The following is an 18,860-nucleotide window of genomic DNA, read 5'->3' on the forward strand; positions in this document are numbered from 1 at the left end:
AGTATGGCTACATCTTAGCCGACGCGGGCTCTCCCGCACAGCGCGACAGCACGGGAGGACGACGATGTACCGACAAAGGCTGGAACTCACCGATCGGGTGGCGGTCGTGACGGGAGGATCCCGCGGGATCGGGCTCGCGGTGGTGACCGCCCTCGAGGAGTTCGGGGCGATCGTCGTCATCGCGGACGTGCTCGACGACGCCGGCAACGCCGCCGCGGCGTCGTTCGAGAGCGGGCGGGTGTCGTACGTGCACCTCGACGTCACGGACGCCGCCGAGGTCGAGCGGGTCTTCGCCGAGGTGGCCACGCGCCTCGGATCCGTGGACGTCCTCGTCACCTCGGCCGGCATCGCCAACCACCAACCGTCGCTCGACCTCGAGCGCGAGACGTGGGACCGCGTCCTCGCGGTCAACGCGACAGGCACGTTCTGGTGCGCACGTGAGGCCGCGCGCCACATGCAGGAGCGCGGCGGCTCGATCGTGGCCATCGGCTCCATGTCGGGGGAGCTCGCGAACGCGCCCCAGCGCCAGGCCGCTTACAACGCCTCGAAGGGGGCGGTGCACCTCGCCGTGAAGTCGCTCGCGATCGAGTTCGCGGAGCAGGGGATCCGCGTCAACGCGGTCGCCCCCGGCTATGTCGGCACGGAACTGACCAAGGAAGGCGTCCCCGGCGACTGGTGGGACGACTGGGTGCGCCGCACGCCGATGGGCCGCCTCGGCGCCCCCGAGGAGATCGGCTCCCTCGTGGCGTTCCTGGCGTCGGATGCCGCGTCGTACATGACGGGTTCGGTCGTGCTGATCGACGGCGGCTACTCGGCCTGGTGAGACGCAGGCTCCGCGCCGCCCCCGCCTCCGCAGCCGATAAACGCTCCCCGTGCTCAGAAACGCGGTGAGAGACCGTTTTTGAGCACAGGGAGCGTTTATCGGTGTGGTTGAGGGCTCCGCCTCACTCCAGAAACGCCACCGGAAGCGCGGCGACGGGCAGGCCCGAGTCGGCGATCAGCCGTTCGATCGCGGCGCGCTGCGAGTCGGGGGCGGTCACCTGCACCTTCTCGACCCCGTCGATCGGTGTTCCGCCGCCCCCGAACGAGAAGAACGTGACGTCGTGCTCGTCGATGAGCGTCGAGACAAGCGCGTGATACCCGGCTCCCTCGCCGGGGCCGATCTCGACGCCGAGCCGCACCCCCGATACCTCGACCGGCATCGCCGGATCGACTCCCGCGGCCTCGCGCAGCGCGTCGGCGTGCGCGACCAGGGGCAGAAGCTGCGCCGCGACCTCCGAGGCCCGACCGTCGAGTGACGACAGCGCGAAGCGCTCGGCATCCCAGATCGCCGCCTGGATCACGCTCCCCGGAGCGACGCGGGAGATCTCGGATGCCACGGCCTCCAGGTCGAATCCGAGCTCGGGGCAGCCCCGCCCGGCGTCGGCGTAGGCCGAGACCCGGGTGCCACCGGCGCCCTCGAGGTCGAAGCCCCACTCGACGGCATCCGGATAGGTGGTGTCGCAGGCGATCTCGCGGACCTCGGGGTACGCGGATGCCGAGGCGGTGACCTGCACCCAGGACGAGGTGGCGAGGAACGCGGGGGCCTCGACCCAGCGCTGCTTCTGGACGTCGGACACTCCGGGAACCGCAGAGATCTCGGAGGCGAGCGCGTCGAACGCGGGGTCGGGCCTGTCGAAGCGCGTCTCGTCGATCATCCAGCCGAACATCACGACGGCGGCGCCGCCGACGGCGATGGCCCCCACGACGGCAGCGGCGATCCCGATGCGGGCACGTGCGGTCATCGGCATCCGTCCGACCTCCCTGTCGTTGATCCGCCGACCGTAGCGCGGGAGGGTGAACGCGGGGCGAACGGGCATCCCGGGCATGCATGAACGCGATCCGCGCCGATGAACACGAGCAGAGCGTGTTTCTGTGTGCGGCTCGCGTTTATGGCCGAACGGGACCTCTGCCCCAGCCCCGCCCTCAGTCCAGCGCCACCCGCACCTCGTGCGCCCCGGCCTCGACCCGGCGGCGGAACCCCGGTAGCTCGATCTCGGCGCGCACGCCGATCGGCACCTCGCACGACAGGATCACCTCGCCGCCCGCGACGCGCCACTGTACCGACAGCTCGCCGTACGGGGTCCGCACCGCGGCCGAAGCCGATGAGAGCGCGGTCCCGAGCACCGTCGGGGCTATCCTGGCGTCGCGCCACCCCGGCGAGACCGCCTGCAGCCCTGCGACGTCGGCGTAGAACCAGTCCTCGATCGTGCCGAGGAAGTAGTGCCCGCGTGAGCGCGACTCCTCTTTCCAGTGCTCCCAGAGCGACGTCGCCCCCCGCTCGACCCAGAAGCCCCAGCTCGGGAACGTCGTCTGCAGCGCCACGGCCACAGCGACGTCGGCGTGACCGAAACGCGTGAGCTGGGGGAGCAGGTGCTTCGTCGCAAGAGCCCCCGTCGACAGGTGGTGTCCGCGGTCGACCACGTCGGCGGCCAGGCGGTCGGCCGCGCGCTGCCGGTCGAGCGGAGGAAGGATGTCGAAGGCCAGGGCCAGAGCGGCGTGCGCCTGGCGATACCCGGCGTCGCCCCGTCCGCGCACCTCGGCGGTGTCGGCATCCCAGAATTCCGCGACGAACGCGGCACGAGAGGCCGCGGCGGCCCGCTCCCACTCGCCCGGATCGTGGCCGAGCACCCGCGCGATCGCGGCCGCCGTGTCGCACATGGCGATGACGAACGCCGTCGCCGCGACCCGGGTGTCCTCGGGTGCGTTGCCGCCACCCGGATCCGTCTCGGGACTCACCCAGTCGCCGAGGGTCGTGTCGAAGAGACCGTCGGCCCCGCGCGCGAGCTCGAAACGCAGGTAGTCGCGCGCGTCGGGCCACACGTCGGCGAGCACCCGCTCGTCTCCGCGCAGCTGGTAGATGTCCCACGGCACGAGCAGAAGGGCCGAGTGCCACGTCGGTGCGGGAGTCCAGTCCATCCGCCAGCCGCCGTGCGGGGCGATCACCTCGGGAGCTCCCTCGCCATGACGGGATGCCGCGATGTCGGCGACCCACTTCGCCAGCAGCTCGTGCGTATCGAGGTTGAGCAGCATCATCCGGGCGCCGACCATGCCGTCGCCCGTCCACCCGTTCTTCTCGTACTTCGGCGTATCGGTGGGGATGCCGTGCAGGTTGTTGAGGATCGTCCGCACCGTGAGCTCGTGCAGGGTGTTCAGCATCGGCGACGACGTCTCGAAGCGGCCGGTGCGCGCGGCGCGCGTGTGCACCACCCGCGCACGCAGGGTCGGCAGTCGGCGGGCGCGCACCTCGACGTGCTGGAAACCGTGCCAGGTGAATCGCGGATGCCATCGCAGCGGCCGATCCGCCAGCGTCACGCGATCGGTCTGGAAGCGGCCGTCGAAGTACCCTTTCTCGTCGTCGGAGTTGGGCGTTCCGTCGGCGCGAAGGCTCTCGCCGAGACGGAGCTCGATCCCCGCGCCCGGATCGGCGTCGGCGTCGACCTCGACCCAGCCCGCGATCACGCGGGGGAACGAGACGACCCAGCGGCCCTCGTCGAGCTGCGTCACGCGCGTCGGTTCGAGTGTCTCGCCCTCGACGATCGGGGGCTGTCGTTGGGGGACGGGGGCTCCCCGCGGCCCCTCGACCTCGCGGGCAACGGCCCAGGCGCTGTCGTCGAATCCGGCGGTGCTCCACCCCGGCTGCTCGAGACGCGCGTCGTAGTCCTCCCCGGCGTAGAGGTCGTCGAAGCGTGTCGGGCCGGCGGCGGTCCTCCACGCGGAGTCGCTCACGATGACGCGCTCGCCGCGGGCGTCGCGCAGCACGAGCAGCAGGCGTACGGAGGGATCGGCGTGCCAGGGTGCGGTCTCCCAGTTCCACGTGTTGCGCCCACGCATGCCGGAGAAGCCGCGACCGAGCTCGACGCCGATCGCGTGCCGGCCGGGGGTCATCCGCGCGGTCACATCGACGACCGTGTATTGCGCGCTCACCTCGTAGTCGGTGAAGCCGGGACCGAGGACGCTCGCATCGGGCACCGCGCCGTCGATCTCGACGTGGGCGAGGCCCCCGGCCCCGACCACGAGATACGCCTCATCGGGGGTGGCATCCACCTCGAACTCGGTGCGCAGCAGGGGAGCGGCCGCACCGTCGTCCGCCGCCCCGATGAAGGTCGCCCCCCGCCAGTCGTCGTCGAGGACGGCGGCGACGAACGTCCCCGCCGCGGCGGCGTCTCCGGCGGTGGTGGTGACGACCACCGTCCACTCGTAGCGGCCGAGTGAGGCCAGCGGGGGGCCGTCGTAGGCGACATCCACGCTGCGGTCGGAGGCGACGGGGCCACTCGACCAGATCGTCTCGGTGCCCCGGCGCACGTTCAGACGGTAGGAGAGCTGCCGAACGCCGTCGGTGTCGGAGCGCAGGGCCCACCCGAATCGGGGAGACCCCGAGATCCCGACCGGGTCGACGGTGTGCTCGACGGTGAGGTCGGCGATGGCGATCATCGGGCACTCCGCAGCGCGCGGAGCTCGGGGGTCTCGCCCCACCGCTCATCCAGGCCGGCGTCGACGTCGGGGTGCTGCGCGAGGAAGGCGTCCAGGGCGACGGGGCGGTCCTGCGGCCGCGTCTGCTTCTGATTGATCTCGCCGAGAAGGCTCCACCGGCGATTCCCGCGCTCCGCGGGCTCGGCGAAAGCGCCGGTGTAGGACGTGTAGTCGAAGACCTCGACCGTGTCGCCGACCTGGACGATCCCGAGCCGGTAGTCGGCGCACATGAACCAGGTCACCGTCTCTCCCGCGCGCGATGCCTGGACGCCGCTGCCGCTCTGCTGCAGGAGGTAGGCGAGGTCCTCGTTGTCGGCATGCCGGGCGCGCCACTCGTCGCCGAACCGGCTGATCGTGGTCACCTCGAGGTCGCTCCACCGCTCGCGGAGGCCCCCGAGCCAGCCCGCCCAGGCGTCGAGCGTGGTGGGGTCGTGCGCGAGCCCGCGCGCGACCTCGCTGATCTCGTAGTTGACCGTCAGCCAGCCGAGGCCGTTGCGCGCGACGTTGCGGTCGTTCAGGTGCGCCTCGCTCGTGGCATCCAGTTCTCTCAGCGCGTCCGCGCGCGGCAGGCGGTGCAGCGTCTCGATCGGACCGAGCCCGAGCCGCGAGTTGTACTCGGACGACATGCCCGCGGTGCGGGCGGCGACGAGGTCGACCGTCCAGCCGTCGAGCTGCACCGCGTCGAGGCGGTCGTCGCCGCGGCCGGGCACGAGGAAGTGTCCGCGCGAGGGGTAGTAGGGGTATGCGAGCGAGCCGTCGCCGTCCTGCAGGTCGATGTCGAACTGGCTCCAGATGTTGCCCTGGACGGTGCGGATGCCGAGATCGCGCGCTCCCGCGATGTTCGCGGCCGACAGGAACCCGGCGACGAGCGCGGTCGTCGGGCGGTCGAAATGGGTGTGCAGCAGGTCGACGGCGTCGGAGATGTCACGGGCGACCTCGTCGCGCGTGCCGTAGAGATTGGCGAAGAATCCGCCGGGCACGAACGTGATGTCGTCGCCGTGCTCGGTGGCCAGGCGCGCGAGCGTGCGGCGGATGTCGCGGTAGCGCGGGGACTCGTCGGTCAGGGCGCCCCAGGAGAGGGCCCAGGTGAGAGAGGCATCCGGGATCGCGCCGCGCACGGCGTCGGAGAACTGCTCGACGAGAGCCGCGGAGTGCAGCGCGGTCTCGTCTTCCCAGAGGGAGGTGTCCCTCGTCGCCTCGATCTGGTGGCGGCGGACGATGGTGTTGACGGTCAGTCGTCGGCCGAGGGGCGGGCGTGTCTGCATGGGGCCTCACCCTAGCCGCCGGTTTCGCCAATCGCGTAGTTCCACTAGCAATAGTCACGCTCTTTTGGCCTTTTATGTATTAGATATGGGCTTATGAACCGATTTTGTGTAGTCTTGCTACCGACACCACGTCCCGCGGAATGGACCGCGCGACGATCGACGGAGATAGGGAGTGGCCATGACGAAGTGGCTGAGGCACACGGCGGTAGCGGCGGTCGCTTTGACCACCGCAGGCGCGCTGAGCGGCTGCGCGGGAGGTGCCGGCGGCGGTCCCACCGAGCTCAGCTTTCTGATGTGGGGCGACGGCGGCGACACCCAGACGGCGTACGAAGACGTCATCACGAAGTTCGAAGCGGCCAACCCCGACATCACGGTCAACGCGGAGTTCTTCAACACCAACGACTACGACAACATCCTGAAGACCCGCCTCTCCGGCGGTGCCGGCCCGGACGTCTACGGCTTCGACCTCGGCAACATCGACACCTTCGTCGCCGACGGGTTCGCAGCCGACCTCTCCGACGGCGGCGAGAGCTACCTGTCCAAGCTGACTCCCGAGGCGGCGAAAGACAGCCAGCGTGCCGGCGGCACCTACAACCTGCCGATCTCGCTCTCGGGCAACGGCATCATCTACAACAAGGCGCTGTTCGAGAAGGCGGGCATCGCTGCCCCGCCCACGACGTACACCGAGCTGCTCGCGGACTCCCAGAAGCTGTCGGACGCCGGCATCATCCCCTTCGCGATGAGCGCGCAGGACAACTGGTGGCCGCAGTTCATCGTCTACTACGCCCTCGCCGAGCACGGCGCGAACGAAGAGCTGGGCGCCGAGATGGCCGCGGGCAAGACGACCTTCTCCGACAGCAAGGCCTGGGCCGAGTCGCTCGACGTCGTCAAGGACCTCACCCCGTACTACATGCCCAACCCGGTCGGCACGAGCCAGACGGCGGCGCAGTCCGCCTTCCTCGGCGGTCAGGCGGCGATGTTCCCGGCGACGTGGATCCTCTCCGATGCGCGTGAGGCGGGCCTGGACCTCGGGTACATGAACTTCCCGACCGTCGACAAGCCGTCGAACGACCTGTGGGGCACCTACCAGGTGCGCTTCGGTGTGAACCCCAACAACGGGGATGCCAAGCTCGCCGCCTCGCAGAAGTTCCTCGACTTCTTCCTCCAGGACGACACGTACACGGCGTTCCTGGACAAGGTGAAGCTGTTCCCCACCACCAAGGGCGTCGAGATCGGCGCCGACGTCGATCCGCTCTTCCCCGAGATGCAGGCGGCCTGGGAGGGCAAGACCTTCGTTGCCGCGTTCTCGCCCACCGACCCGAGCATCCAGGACGCTCTCCTGGTCGGGCTGCAGAACATCATCAGCGGGCAGAAGACCACCGACCAGGTGCTGGGCGACCTCGACGCCGCCCTCGCGCAGTACCGCGCCAACAACGGTTGACCCATTCGAACCGCCTCGCTCGGGAGTACCCGGGCGAGGCGGTTCCCTTTTCGAAAGTCGGATCCCCCATGCCCCGTTCCCGCGCCCGGACAGCCTCGACCGTGACGGCGCTGACCGCCCTGGCCCTGGCATCCCTCACCGGATGCCAAACCGCCTCGAGCGACACGACCACCCTCAGCTTCCTCATGTGGGGCGATGGCGGCGATACGCAGAAGGCCTACGAGAAGGTCATCGACGCGTTCGAAGCCGAGAACCCCGGCGTCACCGTCAACGCCGAATTCGTCAACACGAACGACTACGACAACGTGCTGAAGACCCGCCTCTCCGGAGGAGCCGGCCCTGACGTCTACGGCTTCGACCCGAAGAACCTCACCGACTTCGTCCGCGACGGGTTCGCCGCGGACCTGTCGGGCGCCGACTTCTTCTCGCGCCTCGACGACGCGGCGGCGCAGGAAGCGCGGCGGGGTGCGGACGGGGACACCGCGTACTCGGTGCCCATCTCGCAGTCGGGCAACGGGATCATCTACAACACCGCGCTGTTCGAGAAGGCGGGCATCGCCGAGGTTCCCCAGACCTACACCGAGCTGAAGGCGGCGGCCGAGAAGCTGTCGGCGGCGGGCATCACGCCGCTCGCGATGAGCGCGCAGGACAGCTGGTGGCCGCAGTTCGTCGCCTACTACGCGATGGCGCAGCACGTCTTCCCCGATGACCCGGGCGCGATCGAGGAACTCCTCTCCGGCGAGAAGACCTTCGCGGACATCCCCGGCTACGCCGAGTCGCTCGAGGTCGTGAAGGATCTCGTCCCGGCCTACATGCCCGACCCGCTCGGCACGAATCAGTCGGCCGCGAAGTCCGCCTTCCTCACCGGCCAGGCGGCGATGTTCCCGGCGACCTGGATCCTCTCCGACGCGCGCGCGGCGGGGGTGGAGCCCGGCTACATGAACTTCCCCACCGTCGACGCCGACGTCGCCGACATGTGGGGGAGCTACCTCGTCGCATGGGGCATCAACCCCGGCAACGATCGAGTCGAAGCCGCCGAGAGCTTCATCGACTTCTTCTTCCAGGACGAGGTGTACACCGACTTCCTGACCTCGGTGAAGGCGTTCCCCACGACCGAGGGCATCGACGTCTCGGCGGACGATCCGCTCTTCCCCGCCATGACGGCGGCGTGGGAGGGGAAGACCTTCCGCCCCGTCGTGATCCCCGCGCACCCGCAGCTGCAGGAGACGCTCCTCGTGGGGATGCAGAACCTCATCGCGGGGCGCAGCGACGTCGACACGGTGATCGCCGACCTCGACGCGGCCCTCGTCGAGGTGCGAGCGAACGCCGACTGACCCGCCGTTCTCCGAGGCCCCCGCCGCTCGTCGACGGGGGCCTCGGTTGTGGCGATGCCCCGCCCGTGGGTAGCGCAGCTACGCGATAGGTGCTGTTTCGGGGCGGAGAGCCGGCCTGTATGGGCAAGATTCGGGATGCCATGTAGTATGGCTACACAACGAGAACGAGGATGTGCTTGTGACTGCGCTACTGACGATCGCCGACGATCGTGCCGCCGTGTCGTTCGACCCCGAGACCGGCGGGATCGCCGTTCTCGACGCGCCCGGACTGACACGGGATGCCGCCAGGGCGGCCTCGCTGTTCGTTCTCGAGGTCCCGCGGGGCGGTGACCGCACCGTGGTCATCGAGACCGCCGCCCAGGCGCTCTCGCACGTCGACCGCGACGGGGACCGCGCGGTGCGTCTGGTCTGGTCGAACCCCCTGACCTCCGCGGGAGAGCGTCTCTCCGGCGAGATCGCGGTGACCGCACGGATCGTCGACGGCGTGGTGCGCCTCGCCCTGACGTTCCACCTCGACGAGGGCGGCGTCGAAGCGGTGCGCTTCCCCGCGCTGCGCGGCATCCGTCCCACGAGCGGCGCTCTCGAACTCCGCGGCGTCGACTACTCCACCGGCACGCGCGTCTCGCTCCTGCCGGTGTTCGACTCGAACGCGCCGTACTGGGGCACGACGTTCCCCGATTACGCGAGCGGCAACCTCCGCCCCGAACTCGTCGGCACCCCGACGTCGCCCTTCGTGATTCTGGCGGCCGGGAGCGGCGGCCTCACCGTTCAGCCCGCGGAGCGCACGCTCGACTTCATCGGATGGCGCGCGAGCCTCGAGCCCGGATTCGCCGACAGCCTCCTGCGGCGCGCGGGGTCGGACGGCACCGTGACGCTGGACGCGATCCACTTCCCCGAGGGTGACGGTTCCCGGGCCTCGCTTCCGGAGATGATCCTCGCGCCCTTCGCCGGTGCGTGGAGCAACGGCTTGGCCGCCTACCTGCCCACGCAGGAGCCGACGCGGAAGAGCGCGGCATCCTGGCTCCGAGAGCCGCGCTCATGGCTGCAGGTACAGCTCATGTCGACCGAGGGGGAGCCCCGGTACGACTTCGACGCCCTCGTCGAGATCATCGAGGAGTGCGCGCGCGAGGGCATCGGGGCGATCCAGATCGTCGGCTGGAACGAGGGCGGTCAGGACGGTCTCGTTCCCCAGCACCGGCCTGCCGCCAAGCTCGGCGGGGAGGAGGGCCTGCGCCGCGCGCTCGACCGCGCGCGCGAGCTCGACGTCGCCACCGTGCTGTACGTGAAGTACGTGTGGGTCGAGAAGCCGGGACCGCTCTGGGACGAGCTCGAGCCCTTCGTCTCGCGCGACGTCAACGGGCAGCCCTACGCGCAGCCCGGTCCGGTCTACCACTCGTCGCGCAAGCGCTACGGCATCGCGACCCCCTGGTACGTGCCGCTGTGCTTCGGCGTCGAGGCGCTGCGCCGCCGCTTCGCCGACGAGGTCGCCGAGATGGCCGCGTGGGGGGCCGACGGCATCCTGGCCGATGAGTCGCTCTACCACGGGCGGGCTCTGCTGTGCTTCGCAGACGACCACGCTCACCCCGTCGGGGCGAGCGCCTTCACCTGGGATGCCGCCTTCGTCGAGGACATCCGCGCGGCCCTGGGTGCCCGCGCCGACACCTTCGTCATCGCCGCCGAGGGCGCGTACGACGACCAGTTCGCGCACTACGACGTGTCGTACTTCCGCAGCGCGTCGCCCGCGCACCGCCCGCTCGGCCGGCAGCTGCGGCCGGACGCGCGCATCGTCACGGCGCTGACCGGGTTCGACGACCGCTCGATGGTCGCACAGTGCCTTCTGTACGGGTACGCGATGAGCCTCGAGCCCTACAACTTCAAGGGACGACCGGGCGACATGCCCGCAACCGTGGCCCTCGCCCGCGCGGCCGACGCCCTGCGCGAGCGCCACCGCGACCTGCTCTGGAACGGGCGCCTCGTCGTCGACCACGACGTCGTCGCCCACCGTGCAGACGGCACGGTCCACGACCTCCTCACCGTGTGGGAGGGGGCCGACGGCACCCGCGCCGTCGTCGTGGCCACCTACGACGATGAACCCCTGTCGCTCCATCTGACGGGTCTCGGCGACGCCGAGACCGACGACCTCGACGGGCTCCGCGCCCCGGTCTCCAAGGGGCGCATCGTCGTGCCCGCCCGGAGCGCGACCGTCGTCCTCCCCTCTTCCGACTCGATTGGATCGCTATGAGCAGCACACGCGTCGAGGACCCGCGGGTCCTCGCCCTGGACGACCCCACCGCGACGCAGGCTGTCACGACGCGCTCGCTGAAGGTGCGCCTGTGGACAGGGCGATCCACCGCGGGCAGGTTCTGGATCGCCGTCGCCCCCGCGCTGATCCTCTACACCGTCTTCACGGTGTACCCGATGGGACAGGTCATCGTCGCGAGCTTCACCGACGCCCGCGGGTTCAACCGCGCGTGGGAGTTCGTCGGGGCCGACAACTTCGTGCGCATCTTCTCCGGCGACCCCGTGCTCATGGAGGCGATCGGGAACACGGCGATCTACGGGTTCTTCAAGATCATCGTGCAGACGATCCTGGCGTTCCTCATCGCCGTGCTCCTGCACCGCCAGCTCCGGCTCGGCAACATCTACCGCGCGATCTTCTTCGCGCCGATGGTCATCTCGCCGGTGGCGATCGTGTTCACGTGGAGCTTCATGTACGACCCCACCACGGGCACGTTCAACACGCTGCTGCGCAGCATCGGGCTCGGGGGCCTTGCGCAGGACTGGCTCGGCAACTACGACCTCGCGCTGTACAGCGTCATCCTGGTCGACCTCTGGAGCGGACTCGGCTTCAACGTCGTCATCTTCCTCGCGGGGCTCTCGACCATCCCCGGCGAGATCCTCGAAGCGGCGAAGGTCGACGGTGCCCGCGGGTGGAAGGCGATGCGCTACATCACCATCCCGCTCATGGTCCCCTCGATCGGTCTCGTGCTCGTGCTGTCGATCAACGGCGCGCTGCGAGCCTTCGACACCGTCTACCTGATGACGAGAGGGGGGCCGGGCAACTCGACGCAGCTGTTCATGACCCAGGTGTTCCAGGAGGGCCTGGTGAATAACAACTTCGGCTACGCCTCGGCCATGGCCGTCCTGGTGCTGATTGTGCTCATCGCGATCGCCGCCGTGCAGAACAGACTCAACAACCGCGTCGCCGCCGAGGAGGGCAACCGATGAGCACGCAAGCGAACCCCCGCGTGAACACGCGGTCCCTGCTCCGCCTGGCCCGCCGCATCCCGATCAATCTGCTCCTGATCGTGCTCAGCATCGCGATGATCTACCCGATCGTCATCATCGTCATCACCGCGTTCAAGCCGAACCTCGAGGTGCTGACGAACCCGACCGGCCTGCCGCAGGCGCCGACCTTCGACAACTTCGTCACCTCCTGGCAGGATGCCGGCTTCACCAACCTCTTCTTCAACTCGGTGCTCCTGACGGTCACGAGTATGACCATCGCCACCTTCGTGGCCGCCCTCGCCTCGTACGCGATCGTGCGGCAGGCCACGCGTATCGGCTCGGGCGTGTACCTGCTGCTCGCGGCGGGCATCTTCCTGCCGATGCAGCTCGCGCTCGTGCCGCAGTTCCGCGTCGTGCGCGACCTGGGTCTCATCAACAACTACGTCGGCGTGATCCTCATCTACATCGCCGGCGCGCTGCCCTTCGGCGTCTTCCTCATGGCGGCCTTCATGCGCCAAGTACCCAAGGAGATCGTCGAGGCCGCGGTCATCGACGGCGCGGGGTACTTCACCCTCTTCCGCCGGATCTTCCTCCCCCTCGCGCGGCCCGCGATCGCGACGTTCTGGGTGCTGCAAGGGGTGGGCGTGTGGAACGACTACCTCGTGCCACAGCTCCTGCTCACCGATCCGTCCAAGCGAACCCTGACCACGGGCGTGCTCTATTTCAAGGCGCAGTACCTCGCCGACTGGGGCAACATCATGGCGGCCGTTCTCATCATGAGTCTGCCGATCCTGCTGCTGTTCGTGTTCGCCCAGCGCTTCTTCGTCAGCGGCCTGTACGCCGGGGCGGTGAAGTGAGGGCATGACCTCGCTCGACGACCGCGAGCGGGCGCGTGCGCTCGCGTCGCCGCTGTACGGCGACCGCTGGGTGCAGGAGCACGCGACTCTGCCCGTCTCCTCGCCGGTCGTCTCGACCGGCGGCGGGCCCGCCGCGAGCAGGTCGGATGCCGGGAATCCGACGCCGAGAGAGGACTCCCCGCCCCCGCGCGAGACGATCTCGCTCGACGGGGAGTGGCTGCTGGCCGGAGCTCCCGCCGGCCGCGAGTTCGCGATCGAACGGTGGTTCGCCGGACACGCCCCGCCCGCGCCCGTGGGCTGGCACCGCCCCGACACGGATCGATCGTCGTGGATCCCCGCCGCGGTGCCCGGAACCGTCCAGGCCGCCCTCGTCGCGGCGGGCGAGATCCCCGACCCGCTGCTGCACGACCACACGCACGCCGAGCTCACCGCGCACGGCGTCCCGAGCGAGTGGCCCTGGTTCTTCCGCCGCACGCGCGTCGAGGAGCAGCAGTGGTGGTACGCCCGCCGATTCGATGTGCCGGCTGCGTGGCATGGGGAGCGGGTGCGCCTCGCATTCGACGGCGTCGATGAGACGGCATCCTTCTGGCTCAACGGTGAACCGATCGCCCGGCACTCCGGCATGTACGGCGGTCCCGACATCGACGTGACGACCCTGCTGCGCGGCGACGGCACCGATGAGATCGTCGTGCGTATCGACGCACCCCCGCGGGACTGGCACGGTGTCCTCAAACCTTCCCCGGGCTGGGGGTGGCACTACGGGCACCTCATCTCGATGGGGATCTGGCGCGGGGTCCGCCTCGAGCGCGTCCCCGACCTCGAGCTCGACGACCTGTTCGTCTCGACCGTCCGGGCCGCGGAGGGCTCCGCGCTCCTGCGCGTGCAGTGGGATCTCGTGCGGCACACCCCGGACGAGGGAGTCGCCCCGACGCGCGTGCGCGTCCTCGATCCCGAGGGCACGGTCGTCGCCGACGTCACGGCCGAGGCCGCGGCATCCCGGGGCACGTCCCGGCACGCGGTCGAGATCGACGTGCCGGACGCGCGCCTGTGGTGGCCGTTCGGGTACGGAGCGCAGCCGCTGTACCGGGTCGAGGCGCGCGTCGACGGTTCCTCGCGCGCGACGACCGTCGGCATCCGTACCGTCGAAATGCGGGCGCTCCCCGAGATGTCGGGTGACGACGTCTACGACTGGCAGTTCGTCGTCAACGGCCGCGCCCTCTTCCTCAAGGGGGCCAACTGGTGCTTCACCGATCCGATGGCGCGTCGCGGATTCGAGATCGATCGGCACATCCTCGACCTCTGCGTGCGGGCGAACCTGCAGATGCTCCGCGCCTGGGGCGGCGGCACCGTAGAGAGCGACGCCTTCTTCGACGAGTGCGACCGCCGCGGCATCCTGGTCCTGCAGGAGTTCCCGTTGACCTTCGGGCTGGATGCCACGGGTGCCACGCTCGCCACCGTCGACGAGCAGGCGTCGCGCATCGTCCGGCGGCTGCGTTCGCACCCCTCTCTCGTCATGTGGGGCGGGGGGAACGAGAACCCCGACACGATCTCGGGCGACGATCTGCTCACCGTCATCGGCACACGCGTGCGGCAGTACGACCCGACCCGTCCTTTCCACCGCACCGACCCCTGGGGCGGTAGCGAGCACTACTACGGCGTCTATCACGAGGGCGAGCCCGTGGAGGCGTACGCGACGCACGTCCCCCCGGTGTTCGGGGAGTACGGGCTATCCAGCCAATGCGATCTCGACAGCATGGAGCGCTTCCTCGATCCGGCCCTGCTCGAGCAGTGGCCGCCTCCCGCGCACGGCGCGATCCTGCAGCACCAGGCGCAGTTCTCGCTCTTCGACCTGTTCAAGCAGGCGCGCTACGCCCACTACGGTCCCCTCACCGACTGGGCGACGTTCGTCGAGTACTCGCAGCTCGCCCAGGGCGACGCGCTCCGGTTCGCCTCGGAGCGGCTGCGCGCGCACGCCGGCGAGAGCACCGCGGCCTACTGGTTCTACAAGGTCGGCGAGGTGTTCCCCGGCGCCTCGTGGGCGATCGTGGACTACTACGGTCGCGCGAAGCTGTCGTACTACCGCGCGCGCCAGTTCGGCGCCGCGCGCTCCGCGTTCGCGGTGTACGACCGGACAGCGTTCGCCGCGGGCGAGACGTTCTCGGCCGAGGTGCACGCGGCGAATGACACGCCGCACCCCCTGGCCGGCTCGGTGACCTCTCGTCTCTACGACGCGCGATTCCGCGTGCTGGCCGAGCGCACGGCATCCGTGGATCTGGATGCCGACTCCCACGCCCTCGCGTTCACCCTCGAGGCCGTGGTCCCCTCCGACGAGGTGCTCGTGCTGGCTGCGTACCTTCGCGACGAGCGAGGCGAGCGTGTCTCGTCGGCCTGGTACGCGCTCAACGCACAACCGAAGAGCGGCGAGGTCGCGGCCCTCGAGGCCGCGCTGCTCGACAGCCTGACCGACCGGCCGATCGAGGAACTGCTCGCCCCCTACGCGACGGGACCGGCTCCGTTGAAGGAGCAGCCCCGCACGCGTCTGGAGGCCCGTCTCGACGGGGATGTGCTGCGCGTGCGCAACGCGGGCGAGGTGCCGGCGCCAATAGTGCTCATCGAGGAGTTCCCCACCGCCCCGGGGGCCTGGCTTGACGACAATGCCTTCGGGCTCGAGCCCGGTGAGGAGCGCGTCATCGCGTTCGACCTGGCCGGTGCTTCGTGGAACGCCCCGCGCGTGCGGGCCTGGAACGCGGATGCCGTGGCGGTCACGTCATGACCGTGCCGCGCATCCTCGCGACCTGCGGCGGGTGGGCCGACGCCTCGTGGGGCGATGTGAGCTTCGGCCCCCTCCTACGCTTCGCCCTCGACCTGACCGGTGTCGAGGGACGGCCCCGCATCGTCTTCGTCAACACGGCCGGCGGTGACCAGCGCGGGGACGAGGGTCGAGAGCTCGGCGCCGCGATGGCGGCGGGAGTGGATGCCGTGCACCTGCGCCTCTTCGGACGCACCGCCCTCGACCTGGACGAGGTCCTCGGCGCGGCCGATCTCGTGTGGGCGGGCGGAGGGAGCGTCGCGAACCTCCTGTCGGTGTGGCGGACGCACGGTCTCGACATCGCGCTGCACCGGGCGTGGAAGCGCGGAACGCTTCTGGCCGGGACCTCGGCCGGTGCCCTGTGCTGGCACGAGGGCGGCCCGACGTCGGGATTCGGCGAGGTGCGCACGATCACGAACGGCCTGGGCTTCGTCCCCGGCTCCCTCGGGGTGCACTTCGACTCGCAAGCCTCGCGGCGCCCGGCGCTGCGGGCGGCAGTGGCGTCGGGGGCGCTCCCGGGTGGGTTCGGTCTCGACGAGGGGACCGGCGTGCTGTACGAGGGTTCCCGCGCCGTCGACGTCGTCACCGAGCGGCCCGGGGGCGTGGTGCATCGGATCGATCGCGACGGCGACGGTGTGGTCGAGGAGGCGCTGCCGACGCGGGCGTTGTGACGCCGGCGCTGCCGCCTGGTCGAGGGGTGCGACGACAACAGGGGATGCGACGAGAACAGGCCGGTCGTGGGGGAAACGGCCTGTTCCCGTGGCATCCCCTGTTCTGGTGACGGCCGGGCGGCTCTCGGGCCCGGGTGTCGCCACCCATGTCGGAGGGCCCCCATAGTCTGTGCGCATGAGTGATCTCGTGACCGGTTCCGACGGCATCGTCCGCTGCGCCTGGGCCGGCTCCGACGCCGAATATCAGCGCTATCACGACGAAGAGTGGGGAACGACGCTGCGCGGCGACCGCCCGCTGTTCGAGAAGATGAGCCTCGAGGGGTTCCAGGCGGGTCTCGCGTGGATCACGATCCTGCGTAAGCGCCCGCGCTTTCGCGAGGTCTTCGACGGCTTCGAGCCGCGCGCCGTCGCCGCGTTCGGGGCCGCCGACGTCGAGCGGCTGCTTCAGGATGCCGGGATCATCCGCCATCGGGGCAAGATCGAGGCCGTGATCGGCAACGCGACGATCGTGGCCGGCATGGTCGAGGGAGAACTCGACGCGCTGTTGTGGTCGTTCGCCCCGGTGGCGCACGAACCACCGGGCACCTTCGCCGACGTGCCCGCGGTGACCCCGGAATCCACCGCGATGAGCAAGGAGCTCCGACGGCGGGGCTTCCGCTTCGTCGGTCCCACCACGATGTATGCGCTCATGCAGTCCTCAGGCATGGTCGACGACCACGTCGCGGGGTGCTGGCGCGCGGCCGCCTGACGCCCGACCGGCTACCGTTCGGTCTCCCCGCCCTCTGCGGCGTTCCTCGCGTCGATCTCGCGGAGGCGGCGCATCTGCGCCCACGGATAGAAGGCGATCCAGGCGATCGACGCGATCGATGCGCCCATGATCATCGATGACACGTCCATGCCCTCGACGTTACGGACGCCGGGGCGGCGGCGGATCCCCCACGCGGCGGAGAGGCTGCTCACCCGCTAGACTGATCGGCGGAGCTTTCGCTCCTCGCGTCGTCGAACGCACCGGCCCCTTTCTCGGGCCTTTGACCTTCACGGCGAACGGATGCGCCACCCGGCGCCTTCGCCCACTTGGCCGCAGCATCGCGGCATCCCGAATCGCCGTGCGCGCGTGCGCCGCGGCAGGAGTATTCATGACGTCCCAGACTTTCGCCGACCTCGGCGTGCCCGCCCCCCTCATCGACGTTCTCGCCGCCCAGGGCAAGAACGAGCCGTTCCCGATCCAGGCCGACACCCTGCCCGACACCCTCGCCGGCCGCGACGTGCTCGGCCGCGGCAAGACCGGTTCGGGCAAGACCCTCGCCTTCTCGCTGCCGCTGGTCGCCCGGCTCGCAGCCAAGGCCGACCGCCGCCGCGGCCGCAAGCCCCGCGCGCTCGTGCTGGCTCCGACCCGCGAGCTGGCCAACCAGATCGACGAGGTCATCAAGCCCCTCGCCGCGGCCTACGACCTCGTGACCACGACGGTCTACGGCGGCGTGAACCAGAAGCGCCAGGTCGACGCGCTGAACGCCGGCGTCGACATCCTCGTCGCGTGCCCCGGTCGCCTCGAAGACCTCATCGGCCAGGGGTTCGCGAACCTCGGCGACATCGAGATCACCGTTCTCGACGAGGCCGACCACATGGCCGACCTCGGCTTCCTCCCCGGCGTCACCCGCCTGCTCGCCCGCACGCCGGGCGACGGCCAGCGTCTGCTGTTCTCGGCGACGCTCGACAACGGCGTGGACAAGCTCGTGAAGCGCTTCCTCCGCAACGAGGTGCTGCACTCGGTCGACGAGGCGCACTCGCACGTCGCCGCGATGACCCACCACGTCTTCGCCCCGGTCGACGCGGATGCCAAGAAGGACCTCGTCCAGACCCTCGCCTCCGGTACCGCCCGCCGCATCCTCTTCATGCGCACCAAGCACCAGGCGAAGAAGCTCGCGAAGCAGCTGACGGCCTCGGGCATCCCCGCCGTCGACCTGCACGGCAACCTCTCGCAGCCCGCCCGTGACCGCAACCTCGCCGCCTTCGGCGACGGTCGCGCGAAGGTCCTCGTCGCGACCGACGTCGCCGCCCGCGGCGTGCACGTCGACGGCGTCGAGCTGGTCGTGCACGTCGACCCGCCCGTCGAGCACAAGGCGTACCTGCACCGCTCGGGTCGCACCGCCCGCGCGGGCTCGGCCGGTGACGTGGTGACGATCATGCTCCCCGAGCAGCGTCGCGACACCCTCGACATCCTGCGCAAGGCCAAGATCTCGGCCACGCCGCAGCAGGTCACCTCCACCTCGCCCGAGGTCGTCGCCCTGGTCGGCGAGGTGGCCCCGTACGTCAAACCCGAGCCGGTCGTCGCGCAGCCCCAGGGCGGCGGACGTTCGCAGGGGGCCAACGCCCAGCGCAAGCGCGCGGCCCGCGGTGAGGGCCAGCAGCCCGCCGGCCGCGGCGGCGCACAGGGTGGCGGCAGTCGTCGTCGCGGCGCGGGCGCTCCGGCATCCGACGCTCCGGCCGCCGGTCGCGCTCCGCAGGGTGGCCGCGGCGGCCAGCGCTCCGGCGCGGGCCGCGGCCAGGGCGGAGCGGGTGCGCAGCGCACCGGCGCTCCCGCCGCCCGTCCGCAGGGCGCCGGGCGTTCGGCATCCGGAACTCCCACCACCGGCATGGTCGTCGGCGCCCGCAACCCGCGGACCAACCGTCGCGCCCAGGGCTGAGTCGCTTCTCCCGGTGCCCCCGCAGATGCGTCTGCGGGGGCACCGTCGTCTTCCCCTCC

At 70.3% G+C, this 18,860-nt stretch carries 14 protein-coding genes; 10 read left to right on the forward strand and 4 right to left on the reverse strand.

Annotated features, from left to right (window positions below):
* Window positions 1–64 precede the first annotated feature (64 nt).
* Complete coding sequence (locus NS220_RS04995; protein WP_058622994.1) at window positions 65–823, forward strand: SDR family NAD(P)-dependent oxidoreductase; 759 nt, start codon at window positions 65–67, stop codon at window positions 821–823.
* 121 nt (window positions 824–944) lie between these two features.
* Here NS220_RS04995 and NS220_RS05000 read toward each other — a convergent pair whose 3' ends face one another.
* From NS220_RS05000 to NS220_RS05010, 3 genes are all read right to left on the reverse strand, one after another.
* The gene (locus NS220_RS05000; protein WP_153004159.1) at window positions 945–1,859 is read right to left on the reverse strand and encodes a hypothetical protein; all 915 of its coding nucleotides are present in this window, start codon (window positions 1,857–1,859) and stop codon (window positions 945–947) included.
* A gap of 106 nt (window positions 1,860–1,965) precedes the next feature.
* On the reverse strand, window positions 1,966–4,473 hold the full coding sequence (locus NS220_RS05005) for a family 78 glycoside hydrolase catalytic domain (RefSeq protein ID WP_058622996.1): 2,508 nt from the start codon (window positions 4,471–4,473) through the stop codon (window positions 1,966–1,968).
* A complete protein-coding gene (locus NS220_RS05010; protein ID WP_058622997.1) occupies window positions 4,470–5,777 on the reverse strand; it encodes a DUF3863 domain-containing protein in 1,308 nt (435 codons plus the stop codon). Before NS220_RS05010 ends, NS220_RS05005 begins: the two co-directional genes overlap by 4 nt.
* Window positions 5,778–5,955: 178 nt before the next feature.
* Here NS220_RS05010 and NS220_RS05015 point away from each other — a divergent pair, with 178 nt between their 5' ends.
* The 8 genes from NS220_RS05015 (at window position 5,956) to NS220_RS05050 (ending at window position 16,865) form a co-directional block, all read left to right on the forward strand.
* Complete coding sequence (locus NS220_RS05015; RefSeq protein WP_058622998.1) at window positions 5,956–7,218, forward strand: ABC transporter substrate-binding protein; 1,263 nt, start codon at window positions 5,956–5,958, stop codon at window positions 7,216–7,218.
* A 68-nt stretch (window positions 7,219–7,286) separates the two neighbouring features.
* Window positions 7,287–8,552 carry an ABC transporter substrate-binding protein gene (locus NS220_RS05020; protein WP_058622999.1) on the forward strand — a complete coding sequence of 422 codons (1,266 nt, stop codon included), beginning with the start codon at window positions 7,287–7,289 and terminating at the stop codon, window positions 8,550–8,552.
* Between the two features lie 178 nt (window positions 8,553–8,730).
* Window positions 8,731–10,794 (forward strand): DUF6259 domain-containing protein, encoded by a 2,064-nt coding sequence (locus NS220_RS05025; RefSeq protein ID WP_058623000.1) that lies wholly within the window; start codon window positions 8,731–8,733, stop codon window positions 10,792–10,794.
* A complete protein-coding gene (locus NS220_RS05030; protein ID WP_058623001.1) occupies window positions 10,791–11,780 on the forward strand; it encodes a carbohydrate ABC transporter permease in 990 nt (329 codons plus the stop codon). Before NS220_RS05025 ends, NS220_RS05030 begins: the two co-directional genes overlap by 4 nt.
* A complete protein-coding gene (locus NS220_RS05035; protein WP_058623002.1) occupies window positions 11,777–12,637 on the forward strand; it encodes a carbohydrate ABC transporter permease in 861 nt (286 codons plus the stop codon). Before NS220_RS05030 ends, NS220_RS05035 begins: the two co-directional genes overlap by 4 nt.
* Window positions 12,638–12,641: 4 nt before the next feature.
* Complete coding sequence (locus tag NS220_RS05040; protein ID WP_058623003.1) at window positions 12,642–15,410, forward strand: glycoside hydrolase family 2 protein; 2,769 nt, start codon at window positions 12,642–12,644, stop codon at window positions 15,408–15,410.
* On the forward strand, window positions 15,407–16,117 hold the full coding sequence (locus NS220_RS05045) for a Type 1 glutamine amidotransferase-like domain-containing protein (protein ID WP_058623053.1): 711 nt from the start codon (window positions 15,407–15,409) through the stop codon (window positions 16,115–16,117). The genes NS220_RS05040 and NS220_RS05045 overlap by 4 nt, the downstream gene beginning before the upstream one ends.
* Window positions 16,118–16,292: 175 nt before the next feature.
* Window positions 16,293–16,865, forward strand: a complete 573-nt coding sequence (locus NS220_RS05050; RefSeq protein ID WP_058623004.1) for a DNA-3-methyladenine glycosylase I — start codon at window positions 16,293–16,295, stop codon at window positions 16,863–16,865.
* 11 nt (window positions 16,866–16,876) lie between these two features.
* Here NS220_RS05050 and NS220_RS05055 read toward each other — a convergent pair whose 3' ends face one another.
* Window positions 16,877–17,077: a hypothetical protein gene (locus NS220_RS05055; RefSeq protein WP_058623005.1), complete on the reverse strand. Its 201-nt coding sequence runs from the start codon at window positions 17,075–17,077 to the stop codon at window positions 16,877–16,879.
* 176 nt (window positions 17,078–17,253) lie between these two features.
* Here NS220_RS05055 and NS220_RS05060 point away from each other — a divergent pair, with 176 nt between their 5' ends.
* Window positions 17,254–18,801 (forward strand): DEAD/DEAH box helicase, encoded by a 1,548-nt coding sequence (locus tag NS220_RS05060; RefSeq protein WP_058623006.1) that lies wholly within the window; start codon window positions 17,254–17,256, stop codon window positions 18,799–18,801.
* Window positions 18,802–18,860 lie beyond the last annotated feature (59 nt).

The sequence above is a fragment of the Microbacterium testaceum genome (genome assembly GCF_001476655.1).
Lineage (GTDB): Bacteria > Actinomycetota > Actinomycetes > Actinomycetales > Microbacteriaceae > Microbacterium > Microbacterium testaceum_C.